This is a genomic window from Amycolatopsis acidiphila (assembly GCF_021391495.1).
Taxonomy (GTDB): domain Bacteria; phylum Actinomycetota; class Actinomycetes; order Mycobacteriales; family Pseudonocardiaceae; genus Amycolatopsis_E; species Amycolatopsis_E acidiphila.
In genome coordinates, this window is sequence record NZ_CP090063.1 from 6,196,577 (window position 1) to 6,212,171 (window position 15,595).

The 15,595-nt window shown below is 71.0% G+C and carries 12 protein-coding genes; 8 read left to right on the forward strand and 4 right to left on the reverse strand.

The features are described from left to right. Nucleotides 1–39: 39 nt before the first annotated feature. Both LWP59_RS30340 and gltB read right to left on the reverse strand, forming a co-directional pair. The gene (locus LWP59_RS30340) at nucleotides 40–1,545 is read right to left on the reverse strand and encodes a glutamate synthase subunit beta (protein WP_144640639.1); all 1,506 of its coding nucleotides are present in this window, start codon (nucleotides 1,543–1,545) and stop codon (nucleotides 40–42) included. Continuing rightward, entirely contained in the window at nucleotides 1,538–6,109 is a 4,572-nt protein-coding gene (gene gltB / locus LWP59_RS30345) for a glutamate synthase large subunit (protein ID WP_144640642.1), read from the reverse strand. Before gltB ends, LWP59_RS30340 begins: the two co-directional genes overlap by 8 nt. A 526-nt stretch (nucleotides 6,110–6,635) precedes the next feature. On the opposite strand from gltB, the gene LWP59_RS30350 reads away from it, so the two are divergent. The 3 genes from LWP59_RS30350 (at nucleotide 6,636) to LWP59_RS30360 (ending at nucleotide 9,499) form a co-directional block, all read left to right on the forward strand. After that, the gene (locus LWP59_RS30350) at nucleotides 6,636–7,535 is read left to right on the forward strand and encodes an ABC transporter substrate-binding protein (protein WP_373299968.1); all 900 of its coding nucleotides are present in this window, start codon (nucleotides 6,636–6,638) and stop codon (nucleotides 7,533–7,535) included. Nucleotides 7,536–7,742: 207 nt separating this feature from the next. Further along, a complete protein-coding gene (locus LWP59_RS30355; protein WP_229858361.1) occupies nucleotides 7,743–8,723 on the forward strand; it encodes a FecCD family ABC transporter permease in 981 nt (326 codons plus the stop codon). Further along, nucleotides 8,720–9,499: an ABC transporter ATP-binding protein gene (locus LWP59_RS30360; RefSeq protein ID WP_144640648.1), complete on the forward strand. Its 780-nt coding sequence runs from the start codon at nucleotides 8,720–8,722 to the stop codon at nucleotides 9,497–9,499. The genes LWP59_RS30355 and LWP59_RS30360 overlap by 4 nt, the downstream gene beginning before the upstream one ends. On the opposite strand, the gene LWP59_RS30365 is transcribed toward LWP59_RS30360, so the two are convergent. After that, the gene (locus LWP59_RS30365) at nucleotides 9,500–10,228 is read right to left on the reverse strand and encodes an SDR family oxidoreductase (RefSeq protein WP_144640651.1); all 729 of its coding nucleotides are present in this window, start codon (nucleotides 10,226–10,228) and stop codon (nucleotides 9,500–9,502) included. It lies immediately after the preceding gene. Nucleotides 10,229–10,299: 71 nt separating this feature from the next. Here LWP59_RS30365 and LWP59_RS30370 point away from each other — a divergent pair, with 71 nt between their 5' ends. The 5 genes from LWP59_RS30370 (at nucleotide 10,300) to LWP59_RS30390 (ending at nucleotide 14,670) form a co-directional block, all read left to right on the forward strand. Next, entirely contained in the window at nucleotides 10,300–10,893 is a 594-nt protein-coding gene (locus LWP59_RS30370) for a TetR/AcrR family transcriptional regulator (protein WP_144640654.1), read from the forward strand. A 126-nt stretch (nucleotides 10,894–11,019) separates the two neighbouring features. Then, on the forward strand, nucleotides 11,020–11,355 hold the full coding sequence (locus LWP59_RS30375; protein ID WP_144640657.1) for a hypothetical protein: 336 nt from the start codon (nucleotides 11,020–11,022) through the stop codon (nucleotides 11,353–11,355). Nucleotides 11,356–11,381: 26 nt separating this feature from the next. Further along, a complete protein-coding gene (locus LWP59_RS30380) occupies nucleotides 11,382–12,722 on the forward strand; it encodes a hypothetical protein (RefSeq protein WP_186383314.1) in 1,341 nt (446 codons plus the stop codon). Next, nucleotides 12,719–13,741, forward strand: coding sequence for a hypothetical protein (locus tag LWP59_RS30385; RefSeq protein WP_191334877.1), 1,023 nt, complete (start codon nucleotides 12,719–12,721; stop codon nucleotides 13,739–13,741). The genes LWP59_RS30380 and LWP59_RS30385 overlap by 4 nt, the downstream gene beginning before the upstream one ends. A gap of 140 nt (nucleotides 13,742–13,881) precedes the next feature. After that, nucleotides 13,882–14,670, forward strand: coding sequence for an SDR family oxidoreductase (locus LWP59_RS30390; protein WP_144645683.1), 789 nt, complete (start codon nucleotides 13,882–13,884; stop codon nucleotides 14,668–14,670). Here LWP59_RS30390 and lgt read toward each other — a convergent pair. After that, nucleotides 14,667–15,566 carry a prolipoprotein diacylglyceryl transferase gene (lgt, locus tag LWP59_RS30395; RefSeq protein WP_144645715.1) on the reverse strand — a complete coding sequence of 300 codons (900 nt, stop codon included), beginning with the start codon at nucleotides 15,564–15,566 and terminating at the stop codon, nucleotides 14,667–14,669. The genes LWP59_RS30390 and lgt overlap by 4 nt on opposite strands. Nucleotides 15,567–15,595 lie beyond the last annotated feature (29 nt).

The window sequence follows — 15,595 nt, forward strand, 5'->3', positions numbered from 1 at the left end:
ACCCGGCGACGTTGCCGGGTGCCCAGGTCGTTACGGCGCTCACACCACCGCGAGCGGCAGCGCCGTGGGGTGCACCGGTGCGGGCAGATCGCTCGCGCCCGTCAGGTAGGCGTCCACCGCGTTGGCCACCGAGCGGCCTTCCGCGATCGCCCACACCACAAGGGAAGCGCCGCGGTGTGCGTCGCCGCAGACGAACACGCCAGGGGCGGCTGTCTGCCAGTCGGCACCGCAGGACACGCGGCCACGCTTGGTCAGCTCGATGCCCAGGTCGTCGAGCAGCCGCATCTCCTCGACGCCCTCGAAGCCGATCGCCAGCAGCACCAGGTCCGCCGGGACCTCTTCGACCTCGTCGCTGACCGGCACGACCTGCCGCCTGCCGGTGTCGTCGCGCGACACCCGCACCTTCTGCAGCTCGATGGCCCGCACGTGGCCCTCGTCGTCGCCGACGAACCGCTTCACGGCCACGCCGAACACGCGCTCGCCACCCTCGTCGTGCGCCGGGTAGGTGCGCAGGACGTACGGCCAGGTCGGCCACGGCGAGATGTCGTCGTCCCGGGTGGCGGGCGGCATCGGGTACTGGTCCAGCTGCGTCACCGACAACGCGCCCTGGCGGGTCGCGGTGCCGTAGCAGTCGGCGCCGGTGTCGCCGCCGCCGATGACGATGACGTGCTTGCCCTTCGCATCGATCTCCGGCGGCCCGTCGCCCTCGCACTGCTTGTTGGACTGCACCAGGTGTTCCATCGCCAGATGGATACCGGCCAGCTCGCGCCCCGGCGTCGTGGTGTCGTCGCGCCCGCGCAGCGCACCGACCGCCAGCACCACCGCGTCGTAGCGGGCTCGCAGCTCCTCGACCGTCAGGTCCACGCCGACCTCGCAGCCGGTGACGAACTGGGTGCCCTCCTTGCGCAGCTGCGCCAGGCGCCGGTCGAGGTGCTTCTTCTCCATCTTGAACTCGGGGATGCCGTAGCGGAGCAGGCCGCCGAGCCGGTCGTCGCGCTCGAACACGGTGACCTCGTGCCCGGCACGCGTCAGCTGCTGCGCCGCGGCCAGTCCCGCCGGACCGGAGCCGACGATCGCGACCCGCTGGCCCGAGGACACCTCGGCCGCCTGCGGCTCGACGACGCCCATCTCCCACGACTGGTCCGCGATCGTCGCCTCGACCTGCTTGATCGCGACCGGCCCGCCGGACATCGGCGAGATCGACAGCACGCAGCCCGCTTCACACGGCGCGGGACACAGCTTTCCGGTGAACTCCGGGAAGTTGTTGGTGGCGTGGAGCCGGTCGCTCGCGGCGGCCCAGTGTCCTTGCCGGACCAGGTCGTTCCACTCGGGGATCAGGTTGCCCAGCGGACAACCCGAGCTGCCGGAGTGACAGAACGGGATGCCACAGTCCATGCACCGCGTGGCCTGCGTACGCACCTTCTTGTTGCGCTCTTCGGAGCTGGAGTAGGCGTAGACCTCGTGCCAGTCGTGCACGCGCTCCTCGCGCGGACGCTTCTTCGGCTCCTCGCGCTCGAACTTCATGAAGCCCTGTGGGTCAGCCACGGGCCACCTCCATCACAGCCTCGTCGACGTCGCGGCCCGCGGCCTTCGCCGTCTTCATCGCCTCCAGCACCCGCGCGTAGTCGCGCGGCATGACCTTCGTGAACGAGGCCGAGCGCCGCGGCCAGTCGCCGAGCAGCGAAGCGGCCACCGTCGAGCGGGTCAGCTCGTGGTGCCGGATGACTATCTGCTTGAGCCAGTTCAGGTCCTCGGGCTCCAGCGGGAGCAGGTCGACCATCTCGTCGTTGACGCGGGCGTGGTCGAGGTCGAGGACGTAGCCGATACCGCCGGACATGCCGGCCGCCAGGTTCCGCCCGGTCGGCCCGAGCACGACGGCCCGGCCGCCGGTCATGTACTCGAACGCGTGGTCGCCCACGCCCTCGGCGACGACGGTGGCGCCGGAGTTGCGGACGCAGAACCGCTCGCCGACCTGGCCGCGCAGGAACATCTCGCCGCCGGTGGCCCCGTAGGCGAGGGTGTTGCCCGCGATGACCTGCCGCTCGGCGGCGAAGGTCGCGTCCGGGTGCGGGCGCACGACGATCCGCCCGCCGGACAGGCCCTTGCCCACGTAGTCGTTGGCGTCGCCGATCATCTCCAGCGTCACGCCACGCGGCAGGAACGCGCCGAGCGACTGGCCGGCCGAACCGGTGAGCCGTACGTGGATCGTGCCGTCGGGCAGGCCCTCGCCGCCGTAGCGGCGGGTGATCTCCGAACCGAGCAGCGTGCCCACGGTCCGGTTCACGTTGCGGACCGGCAGTTCGATGTTGACCCGGTGCGCGTCCTCGAGCGAAGCCTCGGCGAGCTGGATGAGCGTGCGGTCCAGCGCGTGCTCGAGCCCGTGGTCCTGCTCGCGGATCTTGCGCCGAGAGCCTCCGTACGGGGTGTCGGTGGGCATCTCGAAGATCGGCGCGAGGTCGAGCCCATTGGCCTTCCAGTGCTCGACCGCCTCGTCGACGTCGAGCGCGTCGGCCCGGCCTATCGCCTCGTCCAGGGTACGGAACCCAAGCGCGGCAAGGGTTTCACGGACCTCCTGCGCGACGAACCGGAAGAAGTTCACCACGTGCTCGACCTGGCCGGTGTAGCGCTTGCGCAGGTCCGGGTTCTGCGTCGCGACCCCGACCGGACAGGTGTCCAGGTGACACACGCGCATCATGATGCAGCCCGCGACGACCAGCGGCGCGGTCGCGAAGCCGTACTCCTCGGCGCCGAGCAGCGCGGCGATCACCACGTCCCGCCCGGTCTTCATCGCGCCGTCTACCTGCACGGTGATCCGGTCGCGCAGGCCGTTGAGCATCAGCGTCTGCTGCGTCTCGGCGAGCCCGATCTCCCAGGGGGTGCCCGCGTGCTTGAGCGAGTTCATCGGCGAGGCGCCGGTGCCGCCGTCGTGCCCGGAGATGAGCACCACGTCCGCGTGCGCCTTGGAGACCCCGGCCGCCACCGTCCCGACGCCCAGCGAGCTGACCAGCTTCACGTGGATGCGGGCCTTCTCGTTGGCGTTCTTCAGGTCGTGGATGAGCTGCGCCAGGTCCTCGATCGAGTAGATGTCGTGGTGCGGCGGCGGCGAGATCAGCCCGACCCCCGGCGTCGAGTGCCGGGTGCGTGCGATCCACGGGTACACCTTGTTCGGCGGGAGCTGGCCGCCCTCGCCGGGCTTCGCGCCCTGCGCCATCTTGATCTGGATGTCGTCGGCGTTGACCAGGTACTCGCTCGTCACGCCGAACCGGCCGCTCGCCACCTGCTTGATCGCGCTGCGCCGCTGCGGGTCGTAGAGCCGCTCGGCGTCCTCGCCGCCCTCGCCGGTGTTGGAGCGGCCACCGATGCGGTTCATCGCGATCGCCAGGGTCTGGTGCGCCTCGGCCGAGATCGAGCCGTAGGACATCGCGCCGGTGTTGAACCGCTTGCAGATCGACTCGACCGACTCGACCTCGTCGATCGGTACGGGCGGGCGTTCCCCTTCGCGGAACTTGAACATCCCGCGCAGCAGGCCGCCTTCGCGAGCCAGCCGGTGCACCTCTTCGGTGTAGGCGCGGTAAGCCTCGTCCCGGCGGGTCTTCGACGCGTGCTGCAGCAGGAACACCGTCTCCGGCGTGAACAGGTGCAGCTCGCCCTCGCGGCGGTAGGCGTACTCGCCGCCGGCGTCGAGCCTGCGGTGCACCCGGTCGGTCGGATTGTCCGGGTACGCGCGGCGGTGCCGGATCGCGACCTCTTCGGCCAGCACGTCCAGCCCGACGCCGCCGAGCTTGGACACCGTGCCGGTGAAGTACTCGTCGAGCACGTCCTGCGACAGCCCGAGCGACTCGAAGACCTGCGCCGCGGTATAGGCGCTGACCGTCGAGATGCCCATCTTGGACATGATCTTCTGCACGCCCTTGACGAGCGCCTTCATGTAGTTGCGCACGGCCTGCCGCGGCTCGATGCCGGTCAGCATGCCCTGGTTGATCAGGTCCTCGATCGTCTCGAAGGCCAGGTACGGGTTCACCGCCGCGGCTCCGTAACCCAGCAGCAGCGCGATGTGGTGCACCTCGCGGGCGTCGCCGGTCTCCACGACGAGCGCGACGCGCAGCCGTTCCTTGGTGCGCACCAGGTGGTGGTGCACCGCGGAGACCAGCAGCAGCGACGGGATCGGCGCCATCCGGTGGTCGGAGTCGCGGTCGGAGAGCACCAGCGTGCGCGCGCCCGCCGCGATCGCCTCGGACGCCTCGCGGCGGACCCGCTCGATCGCCTCGGCCAGCGCCTTGCCGCCACCGTCCACTTCGAACAGCCCGGACAGGACTGTGCAGGCGAAGCCCGGCAGGTCGCCGTCGTCGTTGATGTGGATGAGCTTGGCCAGCTCGTCGTTGTCGATGACCGGGTAGGGCAGCTGGATGTGCCGGCAGGAGGCCGGGCCCGGGTTGAGCAGGTTGCACTCGGGACCCATGGTCCGGCTCATCGACGTGACCAGCTCCTCGCGGATCGCGTCCAGCGGCGGGTTGGTCACCTGCGCGAAGTTCTGCTTGAAGTAGTCGTAGAGCTGCCGGGAGCGCTGCGACAGCACGGCCGGCGGGGTGTCGGTGCCCATCGAGCCGATCGGCTCGGCCCCCTTCGCCGCCATCGGCGTGAGCAGGATCTTGAGCTCTTCCTCGCTGTAGCCGAAGGAAAGCTGGCGCCGCAGGACCGAGTCGTGGCTCTGCGTCACGTGGTCGCGGCCGGGCAGGTCGGCCAGCTGCAGCAGGCCCGCGTGCACCCAGTCGCCGTAGGGCTTGCTGCGCGCGAGCCCGGACTTGACCTCGTCGTCCTCGACCAGGCGGCCCGCGCCGGTGTCGACCAGGAACATCCGGCCCGGCTTGAGGCGGCCCTTCGCGACCACCTGGTCCGGCGGCACGTCGAGCACCCCGGCCTCGCTGGCCAGCACCACCCTGTCGTCCGCCGTGCGCCACCAGCGCGCGGGCCGCAGGCCGTTGCGGTCGAGCACGGCCCCGACGAGCGTGCCGTCGGTGAAGGTGACGCACGCCGGGCCGTCCCACGGCTCCATCAGGTTGCTGTGGAACTGGTAGAACGCGCGGCGTTCGGCGTCCATTGTGGCGTGGTTCTCCCACGCCTCCGGGATCATCATCAGCACCGCGTGCGGCAGGCTGCGGCCGCCCAGGTGCAGCAGTTCCAGCACCTCGTCGAAGGACGCGGAGTCGGACGCGTCGGGCGAGCAGACCGGGTACAGCCGGGACAGGTCGCCCGGGATGAGGTCGGAGTCGAGCAGCGCCTCGCGGGCCCGCATGCGGTTGCGGTTGCCGCGGACGGTGTTGATCTCGCCGTTGTGCGCGACGAAGCGGAACGGGTGCGCCAGCGGCCAGGACGGGAAGGTGTTCGTGGAGAACCGGCTGTGCACCAGCGCGATCGCGCTCGTCAGCCGCTCGTCGCGCAGGTCGGAGAAGAACGCAGGCAGCTGCTCCGGGGTGACCATTCCCTTGTACACCAGCGTCCGCGAGGACAGCGACGGGAAGTACGTGCCGCACTCGGCGACCACGGTGTCGTGCTCGGCCCGCTTGCGCAGGCAGAACGCGAGCCGGTCCAGGTCCACACCGGACGGGCGCACGCCGTCGGCGTCGGCCTTGCCCGCGACGAACAGCATGGCGAACTGCGGCATGACCGAGCGCGCGGTCGGGCCGATGTCGGCCGCGTCCGCGTCGTGCGGTACCTCACGCCAGCCGAGCACGTCGAGGCTCTCCTCCTCGGCGAGGCGCTCGATGAGGGAGATCGCCTTGACCCGCTGCTCCGCCTCGGCGGGCAGGAACGCGATGCCCGCCGCGTACCGGTGGTGGCCCTGGGAGTCCGGTCCGGGCAGCTCGAAGGCCGTCTCGGCGCGCAGCAGCTCGTCGGGCAGCTGCACCAGGATGCCCGCGCCGTCACCCGAGGTCGGCTCGGCCCCGGCGGCACCACGGTGGTCGAGGTTCATCAGCGCGGTCAGGCCGTCGGTGATGATGCTGTGCGAACGCCGCCCGCGGATGTCGGCCACCATGGCGACACCGCAGGAGTCCTGTTCCGTGTCCGGGTCGTACAGACCCTGTTTGCCTGGATTGGCGGAGAAGATCATGCGGGGACCTCCTTCGTCGTCGTCGTGCTCAGTTCGGAAAGTTCCCCCGTTTTGCTGTGCCGGGACGACGATGGCCCGCTGATTAGCGCGACCTTAACACCCAGGAAACACCACGGCACCCTCCCGGACTGTGGAATCTTTGATCGGGGAGGTAACGATCTGGCTGCGGCGAACGACTTCGTTCTTTATGCGCTCGTTCCGACGGGGAACGGCTCCCAGGGTAGCCCGCTGCTATCCCGTCAAGGTTACGTGAGCGTTGCCGGAACCGGCCAGTTCTGCCGGTGGTAGCGTTCCTCACGCTGGTCAGCGGCTTGCTGGCCGGGGTGCGCGGGCCGCGAAACCGGTGCGATTCCGGTGCTGTGCCGCAACTGTGACGGTTCGGACACGGACCGGAGCCAGGTCGCCGGTGGCGCGCCAACGCCCTTCACCTCCGGCGCAGAGGTGCGGCGTGACCGGAGACGGCACGGCGACGCGCCGGGGCCCGTCGCCAGAGGTCCATATGTCGCGCAGGTTTCCGCTACTGCTCGTGTCACTGCTCGTGCTGCTCGCCGGGTGCGCCTCGCACCAGCCGGACGAGGACTCGAGCGCCAGGCCCGACACCGAGGCGGTGTTCCCGGTCACGATCGGCTCGGTGACGATCGACCGGCAGCCCACCCGGATCGTGTCACTGTCGCCGTCGGCGACCGAAACGCTGTTCGCCCTGGGCGCCGGCCCGCACGTGGTGGCCGTGGACTCACAGTCCGACTATCCCCCGGAAGCCCCGCACACGGCGTTGTCGGCGCTGAGCCCCGATCCCGAGGCGATCGCGGGCTACCGCCCGGACCTGGTCATCGCGTCGGCCGATACGAACGGGTTGTCCGCCGCGCTGGCGAAGACCGGTGTGCAGACGCTGGTCATGCCCGACGCGAAGACCCTCGATGACGCGTACGCGGAGTTCGTCGAGCTGGGCAAGGCGACCGGTCATCAGGCCGAGGGCGAGAGCCTGGCCCGGCAGACCCACAGCGACATCGACAAGATCGTCGCGGACACCCCGAAGCCGGCCAAGCCGCTGAGCTTCTACTACGAACTGGACCAGACCTACTACAGCGTGACGTCGAAGACATTCATCGGCCAGGTGCTCGCCCGGTTCGGCCTGACGAACATCGCCGACGGGAACGACCCGTCGGTCTCCGGTGGATACCCGCAGCTGTCTGCAGAACGCATTTTGCAGGCCAACCCCGACCTCGTTTTCCTGGCCGACTCGAAGTGCTGCGGCCAGAACGCGCAGACCGTCGCCGCCCGGCCCGGCTGGAACACCCTGACCGCCGTCAAGGACGGGCAGGTGTTCGCGCTCGACGACGACATCGCCTCCCGCTGGAGCCCGCGCGTCGTGGAGCTGGTCCGGGCGGTGGCGGACGCGGTGACCCGCGTGAACCATGCCGGGTGAAGACCGGCTGGACATGGCTCGCGTGCCGGTGCGGGTGGCGGAACCTCGCTGTGGGATCGCCTCCCGATGAGCCCGAATTTCCCACGTCCTCCTCGCGAGGAGCCACCGCAGAATTCGGCTGCAGAGCGCGGGTGGGGTGCGTCACCACAAGCGGCTCCGCCGCTCCGGAAGGCGTCTCCAGCGGTCACCCGGCTGCGGCCGCTGACCGTGCTCGCCGCGGTCCTCGCGCTGCTCGTGGTGCTGGTGCTCGGCATCCTGATCGGCGCGGCGGACCTCGGCTGGCACCGGGTGCTCGGCGAGATCTTCGCCGAGGTCACCGGCGGCCGCTCCCCGCTGTCGGCGCGCGAGGCCGCGATCGTGTGGCAGCTGCGTGTGCCGCGGGTGCTGCTCGCCGGGCTCGTCGGCGCCGCGCTCGCCATGTCCGGCGCGACCTTCCAGGGTGTCTTCCGGAACCCGCTGGCCGACCCGTACCTGCTCGGCGCGGCCGCCGGTGCCGGGATGGCCGCGACGATCGTCGTCGTGGCGGCCCCGCAGGCGAGCGGCTGGGTGCCGCCCGCGGCGTTCGTCGGCGCGCTCGGCGGCGTCGGGCTGAGCTGGCTACTGGGCCGGTCCGCCGGCACCGGCACCGCGACGCTGCTGCTCGCCGGCGTCGCCGTCGGTTCGTTCCTCTCCGCGGTGCAAACGTTTGCGCAGCAGCTGAACACCGAGACGATCCGCCAGGTCTACACCTGGCTGCTCGGCGGGCTGAACGTCAGCGGCTGGCGGGAGGTTCTCATCGCGCTGCCCTACATCGGGGTGGCGGCGGTCATCCTGTGTGTCTGCGCACGGCTGCTCGACGTGCTGTCGCTGGGCGACGCGGAGGCCGCGTCCCTGGGCGTGCATCCAGGCCGGGTGCGGCTCCTGCTGCTCGCCGCGGCGTCGCTGGCGACGGCGGCGGCCGTCTCGGTGAGCGGGCTGATCGGCTTCGTCGGCATCGTCGTGCCCCACGTGGTCCGGTTGCTCGCGGGCGCGAGCTACCGCGTGGTGGTCCCGCTCTCGTTGCTGGGCGGGGCGGTGTTCCTGATCGCGGCGGACCAGGTCGCGCGCACGATCATGCCGGGCGAGCTGCCGCTGGGCGTGGTGACCGCGTTCGCCGGGGCGCCGTTCTTCGTGTTCGTCCTGCGCTCGTCGCGAGGGAAGGTGTCATGACCACCCTGCGCCTGCGGGACGTCCGTGCCGGGTACGACGGCCGGGAGGTCGTCCGCGCCGTCTCGGCGGAGGTACCGCGCGGCAGCTGGCTCGCGATCGTCGGCCCGAACGGCGCCGGGAAGTCCACCCTGCTCAAGACGATGGCGGGCCTGCTCCCCGGCGCCGGCGAGGTGCTGCTCGACGGCCGCCCGGTGCACACCTTGTCCCGCAGGGACAAAGCGCGGAAGGTCGGCTACTCGCCGCAGGACCCCATCCTGCCCGGCGGGCTGACGGTCACCGACTACGCGTTGCTCGGGCGCACCCCGCACCTCGGCCCGCTCGCCCGCGAGGGCGCCGCCGATCTGTCCGTTGTGGAAGGTGTGCTCACCCGCCTGGATCTCACCGGGCTGGCCGGGCGCAGGCTCGGCACCCTCTCCGGCGGCGAGCGCCAGCGCGCCGTGCTCGCCCGCGTCCTGACGCAACAGGCGGGACTGCTGCTGCTCGACGAGCCCACCACCGGCCTCGACATCGGCCACGCGCAGGCGATGCTGGAGCTGATCGACCGGCTGCGCCGGGAGGACGGCACCACGGTGGTGTCCACATTGCACGATCTGACGTTCGCGGCCCAGTACGCGGACCACGTGCTGCTGCTGTCCGCGGGTGAGGTGGTGGCGGCGGGCACACCGGCGGAAGTCCTCACGGCGGAAGCGCTCGCGCGCTACTACGGTGCCGCGGCGGACATCCTCACCGCCGGACGCGGCGAGCTGGTGGTCGCCCCGATCCGGCCGCCGAAGTGATCAGCTCTGCGCCGTCGGCCGGACGACGACCTCGCTGACGTCCACCTCGTCGGGCTGCTCGACGGCGAACGCGATGGCCCGGGCGATCGCCGCCGGCGGAATGGCGACCCGGTCCCGTTGCGCGACCCCCTGGGCCCGCACCTCGGCGTTCGGCACGCGCTCGATGAAGTCCGTGGCGATCATCCCGGGCGAGACGACCGTGACACGCAGGCTGTCACCGGCTTCCTGGCGCAGCCCTTCGCAGATCGCGCGCACCGCGACCTTGGTACCCGAGTAGACGGCCTGGTTCGGCACCGTCCGGAACGCCGCCGTCGAGGCCACGGTGACGAACTGGCCCGAGCCCTGCGCGCGGAACACGGGCAGGGCCGCGGCGATGCCGTACAGCACGCCCTTGAGGTTCACGTCGACCATCTCGTCCCAGTCGTCGACGCGGAGCTCGTCGAGCGGCGAGATGAGCCCGGCCCCCGCGTTGTTGACCAGCACGTCGAGCCTGCCGAACCGCCGGCGAGCTACCTCGACGAGGTTCGCCAGGTCCTCGCGCCGCGTCACATCCGTTGCCGCCCAAGCCACTTGACCGCCGTTCTCGGTGATGCGCGCGGCCAGCGCCTCGAGCCGGTCCGTCCGGCGGGCGCCGAGCACGACCTTCGCGCCACGCTCGGCGAGCAGCAGCGCGGTCGACTCGCCGATGCCGCTGCCGGCCCCGGTGATCGCGACGACCTTCTCGTTCATATGAGGCTCCTTCCAATGTAATACCCCTCTTACTTTATCCTGGACACGACGACCGGTGCGAGGAGGGTGTGGTGGGCAAACGGGGCAGCTACCACCACGGCGATCTGCGCGCGGCGCTTGTGGAGGCCGCGCTGGCCCTGATCGCCGAGCGCGGCATCGACGCGCTGTCGGTCGCCGAGGCCGCCCGCCGCACGGGGGTCAGCCCCGGCGCCCCCTACCGCCACTTCCCCACCCGGCTGGCCCTGCTCAAGGCCGCCGCGACCCGGGCGGCCGAGCTGCTGGCGGCGGAACTGCGAGAGGCCCCGCGGCCGGCCGGGGACCCGGTCGAGGCGCTGGCCGCCACGGCAGCGGTGTACGTCCGGTTCGTCGTGCGCCACCACGCGGGGTTCGATCTGATCTTCGCCGAGCAGCTGCGCCCGCTCGCCGATCCCGCGCTCGGCGCCGCCGGCCGCGCCGTCATGGACGTCCTGCTGCCACTCGGACTCGAGATCACCGGGGACGCCGCGGCGGCGCTCGACCTGCTGGAGAAGCACATCGCCGCGGCGCACGGATATGCCGCGCTGCACCTGAGCGGGTTCATGCGACGGCGGGCGCCCGGCGTCGAGGACATCGCGGCCGGGGCGGCCGAAACCAGCCGGACCCTGGCGAAGGCGGCGCAGCACTGACGCGTGTCCACTGTGTACCCGAGCGAAGTGGACGAAACGGACTTTCGAGAAATCGGGTACAGGTCCGTGCGCGGTGTCCTATTCTCGGTCGGGCAACGAGCACATTTCTCTCGGGGGACTGTTTCCGTGGACTTCCACGTCGATCCTGACGCGGTGAACGACTACGCCCAGGTGCTGGAAGGGCTGAACTCGGCGATCGACGCGATCACCGAGTACATGCACACCTACGCGCTCGACAAGTCCGGCTTCACCGGCCTGTTCATGGTGCTGCAGCCGGTGGTCGATCTCGTCGGTTCTCTTTACGGTGAAACGCTCAGTTTCGGCAGACAGCGGCTGGCCTCACTGATGAGCGGGGTGCAGCAGACGGCATCGGCCTATCAGGGCATTGACGAGCAGGCCTCGAAGGTGCTTCAGGACCTGCTGCGCGAGTTGCAGGCCGAGAACGTTCCCGTCGTCAACTGACCGCCGCCGAAACGGATTCCTGACGCATGTCGCGTACGCACCACAGCCAGCCGCACCACAGCCAGCCGCACACCACCACGCCGCATCCGGCGCAGCCGCCTCGTCCGACGCAACCGCCGCAGCAGTACCCGCCGCAGCCGTCGTATCCCCCGCGTCCCAACTATCCGCCGCGGCCGACCCAGCCACCGCAGCAACCTCCGCAGCAGCCGGGTTCGACGGACGAGCAGCGCCGCCGATCCGGCGAGGACGAGTCCACCCGGCCGAGCCGGGACGGCGAGGGCGACGGCACCCGGCCGTCCTCGGACTCCGAGGGTGGCGACGAGCGTCCGGACCGGAACGAGGGCGGCGGCCGCGACTCCGGGTCCGATGAGGACTCGGGCCGCGAGTCCGGGGAAGAGGACGGCGGCCAGGACCCGGGGGACGACTCCGACGAGGACTCCGGCGGTGACGACGAGTTCGAGCCGACGACGCCCAGCGGCCAGCTGTCCGACGGCTCGGAGATCGCCGGCGTGCTCGAGCCGCCGGAGCCCGGCGATGGCTCCGAGGTACAGGATCTCGTGCAGGAGGCCGGCCTGGAGGTGATGGCGGTCGACTGGGTCTTCCAGCACATCGCGGGCAAGAGCCTGGTCGACGTGGTGATCAAGCCGATCACCGGCGACTTCAGCAAGATGCGCCAGAACGGCGAGGCCTGGGAGACCATCGGCAACGCGATGAAGCAGTTCTCGGCGACGATGTCGGGCAACGCGGGCATCGTCACGGAGAACGACTGGAAGGGCCCGTCCGCGCTGGCGCACAAGGCCTATGTGGACGTCGGCTGGAAGGCCGGGCTGCTGGTCGAGGGCCAGGTCGCGAAGCTGATCGCGAAGGGCTTCTTCGCCGTGGCCGACGGTTCGGAGAAGCTGGCCGCGGAAGCGTTGAAGCTGCTGAAGAAGCTCATCGACAAGCTGATCGAGATCGCGGCGAAGGCGTGTGTCCCGGTGGTCGGCTGGGCCGCCGAGGCCACCACGGTGATCGACGCGCTCGACATCGCGAACCAGATCTTCTCCATCATCGAGATGATCAAGGACGTCGTCCAGAAGGTGCAGTCGATGTGGCAGTCCATTCAGGACATCGGCTCGCAGCTGGCGAAGATCAAGGACATCCACAGCATCGGCGACGCGATCGACATCGGCAAGAACATCAAGGGCGACGTCGGTGACATCTCCGGCGACGCCAAGGACATCGCCGGCGACGCGCGGGACATCAGGGACACCGCGAAGGAGACCGGCGAGACCGCGAGGGGTGGTGGCGCGTCTTCGGAGGAGCCTTCGGGCGACGAACGCACACCGGCCCGCTCGCGCACGCCTGAAGGGAGCGCCCGGGCATGACTCAGTCCGATGTGGACACCTGGAAGCCGGCGGCGCTGCGCGAGGCCGAGGCGGAGCTCGACCAGACGATGCGCAAGGCGCGGAAGCTGATCAAGGCGACCGAGGAGAAGCTGAAGCAGTACCCGGACACCGACCGCACCGCGCGGCCCGAGGACGTCGCGCGGCTGAAGGCGGCCGCCGAGCGGCCCGACGCGCCGGCGGCGATGCGGGCGCTGAAGCGGAAGGTGGACGCCGGGGCGCTGTCGTGGAAGGACGTGCTCGAAGGCAAGGCGCTGCAGGACCCCGATGTGCGGGAGGCGATGCGCGGCAGGCTCGGTGAGATGCGGGAGATCTACCAGGAGGCCCGGGAGGGCGCCACTCTGGAGGAGATCCTGGAGGCGCGCGGGGTCACGGGCAGCGTTTTCGGTGGCGGTGGCCCGACCCGCCCCCAGTCGGCGCCGTCGGAGCAGCCCCCCAGCGAGGACGACTACTTCGCAGGTAACGGTTTTCTCACGAACCGCCCGCCGGCTTCGCCCCCTCCGGGCGGTGGGTGGCCTCCCGCTTCGGGCCCGGGGCAGTCTCCTTCGGGTCCGGGTCGTCCGGGTCCAGGTCAGCCCGGGCCGGGTCGACCTCCTTCGGGTCCGGGTCGTCCGGGTCCAGGTCAGCCCGGGCCGGGTCAACCTCCTTCGGGTTCGGGTCGGCCTGTGCCCGGTCGGCCACACCCGGGTGCGGGACGTCCGCCCGCGCCGCCCTCCGGGCGCCCCGCTTCAGACGCTCCCGGCCGCCCGTCCGGGCCACCGCCCCCGCTGCCACCGGATTCCGCCCGCCCGCCGCAGCCACCCGTGCCCCCGGCGGCGCCACCCCAGCCGCACCGTCCGGCCCCGGACATTCACCGCCCCGACGAACCCCCGGCCGAGGACTTCTTCGAAAACCCACTGGCTCGCCGCGACCAGCCGAAGCCCTCGGCCCCGCGCCGCCCTCGGCGCGGCGATCCGCCGGCTGACGACGACGACTATTTCGGCGGCCCGGTCCTGCGCTGACGGCTGGGGGCGCCCCGGTGTGGGGCACCCCCGCACCCGCCCCCAGCCCCAGTCCGCCGTCGCCACCGAGCTCCCACGCCGGCCCGAACCCCGCCGTCGAACGGCCCCACCAGCAAATAGAACCTGTTACTGTTTCGCGCATGATCCTGGATCGCTTCCGGGTGGCGGGCAAGGTCGCCGTGGTCACCGGGTCCGGCCGTGGCATCGGCGCGGCGGCCGCGGTCGCCCTGGCCGAAGCCGGCGCCGATGTCGTCCTCTCCTCCCGCACCGAGTCCGATCTGACGAACGTCGCCGCGCAGGTGGCCGAGCGCGGACGCAAGGCACACGTCGTCCCGGCGGACCTCGGCAACCCGGCCGCCGCCGCCGCGCTGGCCGCCGCCGCGGTCGACACCTTCGGCCGGCTCGACATCGTGGTGAACAACGTCGGCGGCGCCTACCCCCGCCCCCTGCTGGAAACCACGCCGGACTTCCTCGAAGAGGCCTTCCGCTTCAACGTCACCACCGCGCACGCCCTCACCACCGCCGCCGTCCCGGCGATGCTCGAGGCGGGCGGCGGGGCGGTCGTGAACATCTCGTCCAACATGGGCCGCATCGCCGGGCGAGGCTTCGCCGCCTACGGCACCGTGAAGGCCGCACTCGCGCACTACACGCGTCTCGCCGCCCTCGACCTCGCCCCCCGGATCCGCGTCAACGCGATCGCCGTGGGTTCGGTGGCGACCTCCGCGCTGGACATCGTGGTGAGCAACCCGGAGATCAAGGAGAAGATGGAGGCCGCGACGCCGCTGCGGCGCATCGGCGACCCGGAGGACGTCGCCGCCGCGATCCTGTTCCTCGCCTCCCCGGCGGGCGCCTATGTGACCGGCAAGGTCCTCGAGGTCGACGGCGGCCTGCAGGCGCCGAACCTCGAACTCGGCCTGCCGGACGTCTAGTCGACCTTCTGCGGCTCGGGCTTCTCCGTGCTCAGCAGCTCGGGATCCTCGCGTGGACCACGTTTGCGCGCCACGGACAAGTACACCAGCGCGCCGACGAACACGACGGCCGCGGTCAGCACGTTGACCCGCAGGCCGAACACGTGCGTGGCGTCGTCGGAGCGCAGCAGCTCGATCCAGAACCGGCCGAGCGTGTACCCGGCGACGTACAGCGCGAACGCCCGCCCGTGCCCGAGCTTGAACCGCCGGTCCATCCACACCACGAACGCGGCGACGGCGAAGTCCCACAGCAGCTCGTAGAGGAACGTCGGCTGCACCGGGCTGTCGGGCAGCGGGATGCTGCCGAACGCGACGCCGTCCGGCCCCTGCAGGGGGATCGTGGGGTTGTTCGGGTCGAAGCGCTGGTAGATCTCCAGGCCCCAGGGCAGGCTGGTGTGCGCGCCGTAGAGCTCCTGGTTGAAGTAGTTGCCGAGCCGGCCGATCGCCTGCGCGGCCACGATGCCCGGCGCGATCGCGTCCGCCATCGCGGGCAGCGGGATCCCCTTGCGGCGGCAGCCGATCCACGCGCCGACGGCGCCGAGCGCGATGGCGCCCCAGATGCCGAGGCCGCCGTCCCAGATGTAGAGGGCCTGGACGGGGTTCTTGCCGGGGCCGAAGTAGCGCCACCAGTCGGTGATGACGTGGTAGAGCCGCCCGCCGACGATCCCGAACGGCACCGCGAACACGGCGATGTCCACCACGGTGCCCTTGGTCCCGCCGCGCTCCTGCCAGCGGCGTTCACCCCACCAGATGGCGATGATGATGCCCACGATGATGCACAGGGCGTAGGCGCGGATCGGGATGGGACCCAGGTACCAGACGCCACGCTCCGGGCTGGGGATCGTCGCGAGAAACACGGTGTGCACGGGGGTCACCGTAGCCTGCG

What these genes read in the sequence shown, in the direction of transcription:
- gltB (WP_144640642.1), bottom strand. Translation starts at nt 6,109, where the DNA reads ATGATCTTCTCCGCCAATCCAGGCAAACAGGGTCTGTACGACCCGGAC.
- LWP59_RS30360 (WP_144640648.1), top strand. Translation starts at nt 8,720, where the DNA reads ATGACCACCCTGCGCCTGCGGGACGTCCGTGCCGGGTACGACGGCCGG.
- LWP59_RS30365 (WP_144640651.1), bottom strand. Translation starts at nt 10,228, where the DNA reads ATGAACGAGAAGGTCGTCGCGATCACCGGGGCCGGCAGCGGCATCGGC.
- LWP59_RS30380 (WP_186383314.1), top strand. Translation starts at nt 11,382, where the DNA reads ATGTCGCGTACGCACCACAGCCAGCCGCACCACAGCCAGCCGCACACC.
- LWP59_RS30385 (WP_191334877.1), top strand. Translation starts at nt 12,719, where the DNA reads ATGACTCAGTCCGATGTGGACACCTGGAAGCCGGCGGCGCTGCGCGAG.
- LWP59_RS30390 (WP_144645683.1), top strand. Translation starts at nt 13,882, where the DNA reads ATGATCCTGGATCGCTTCCGGGTGGCGGGCAAGGTCGCCGTGGTCACC.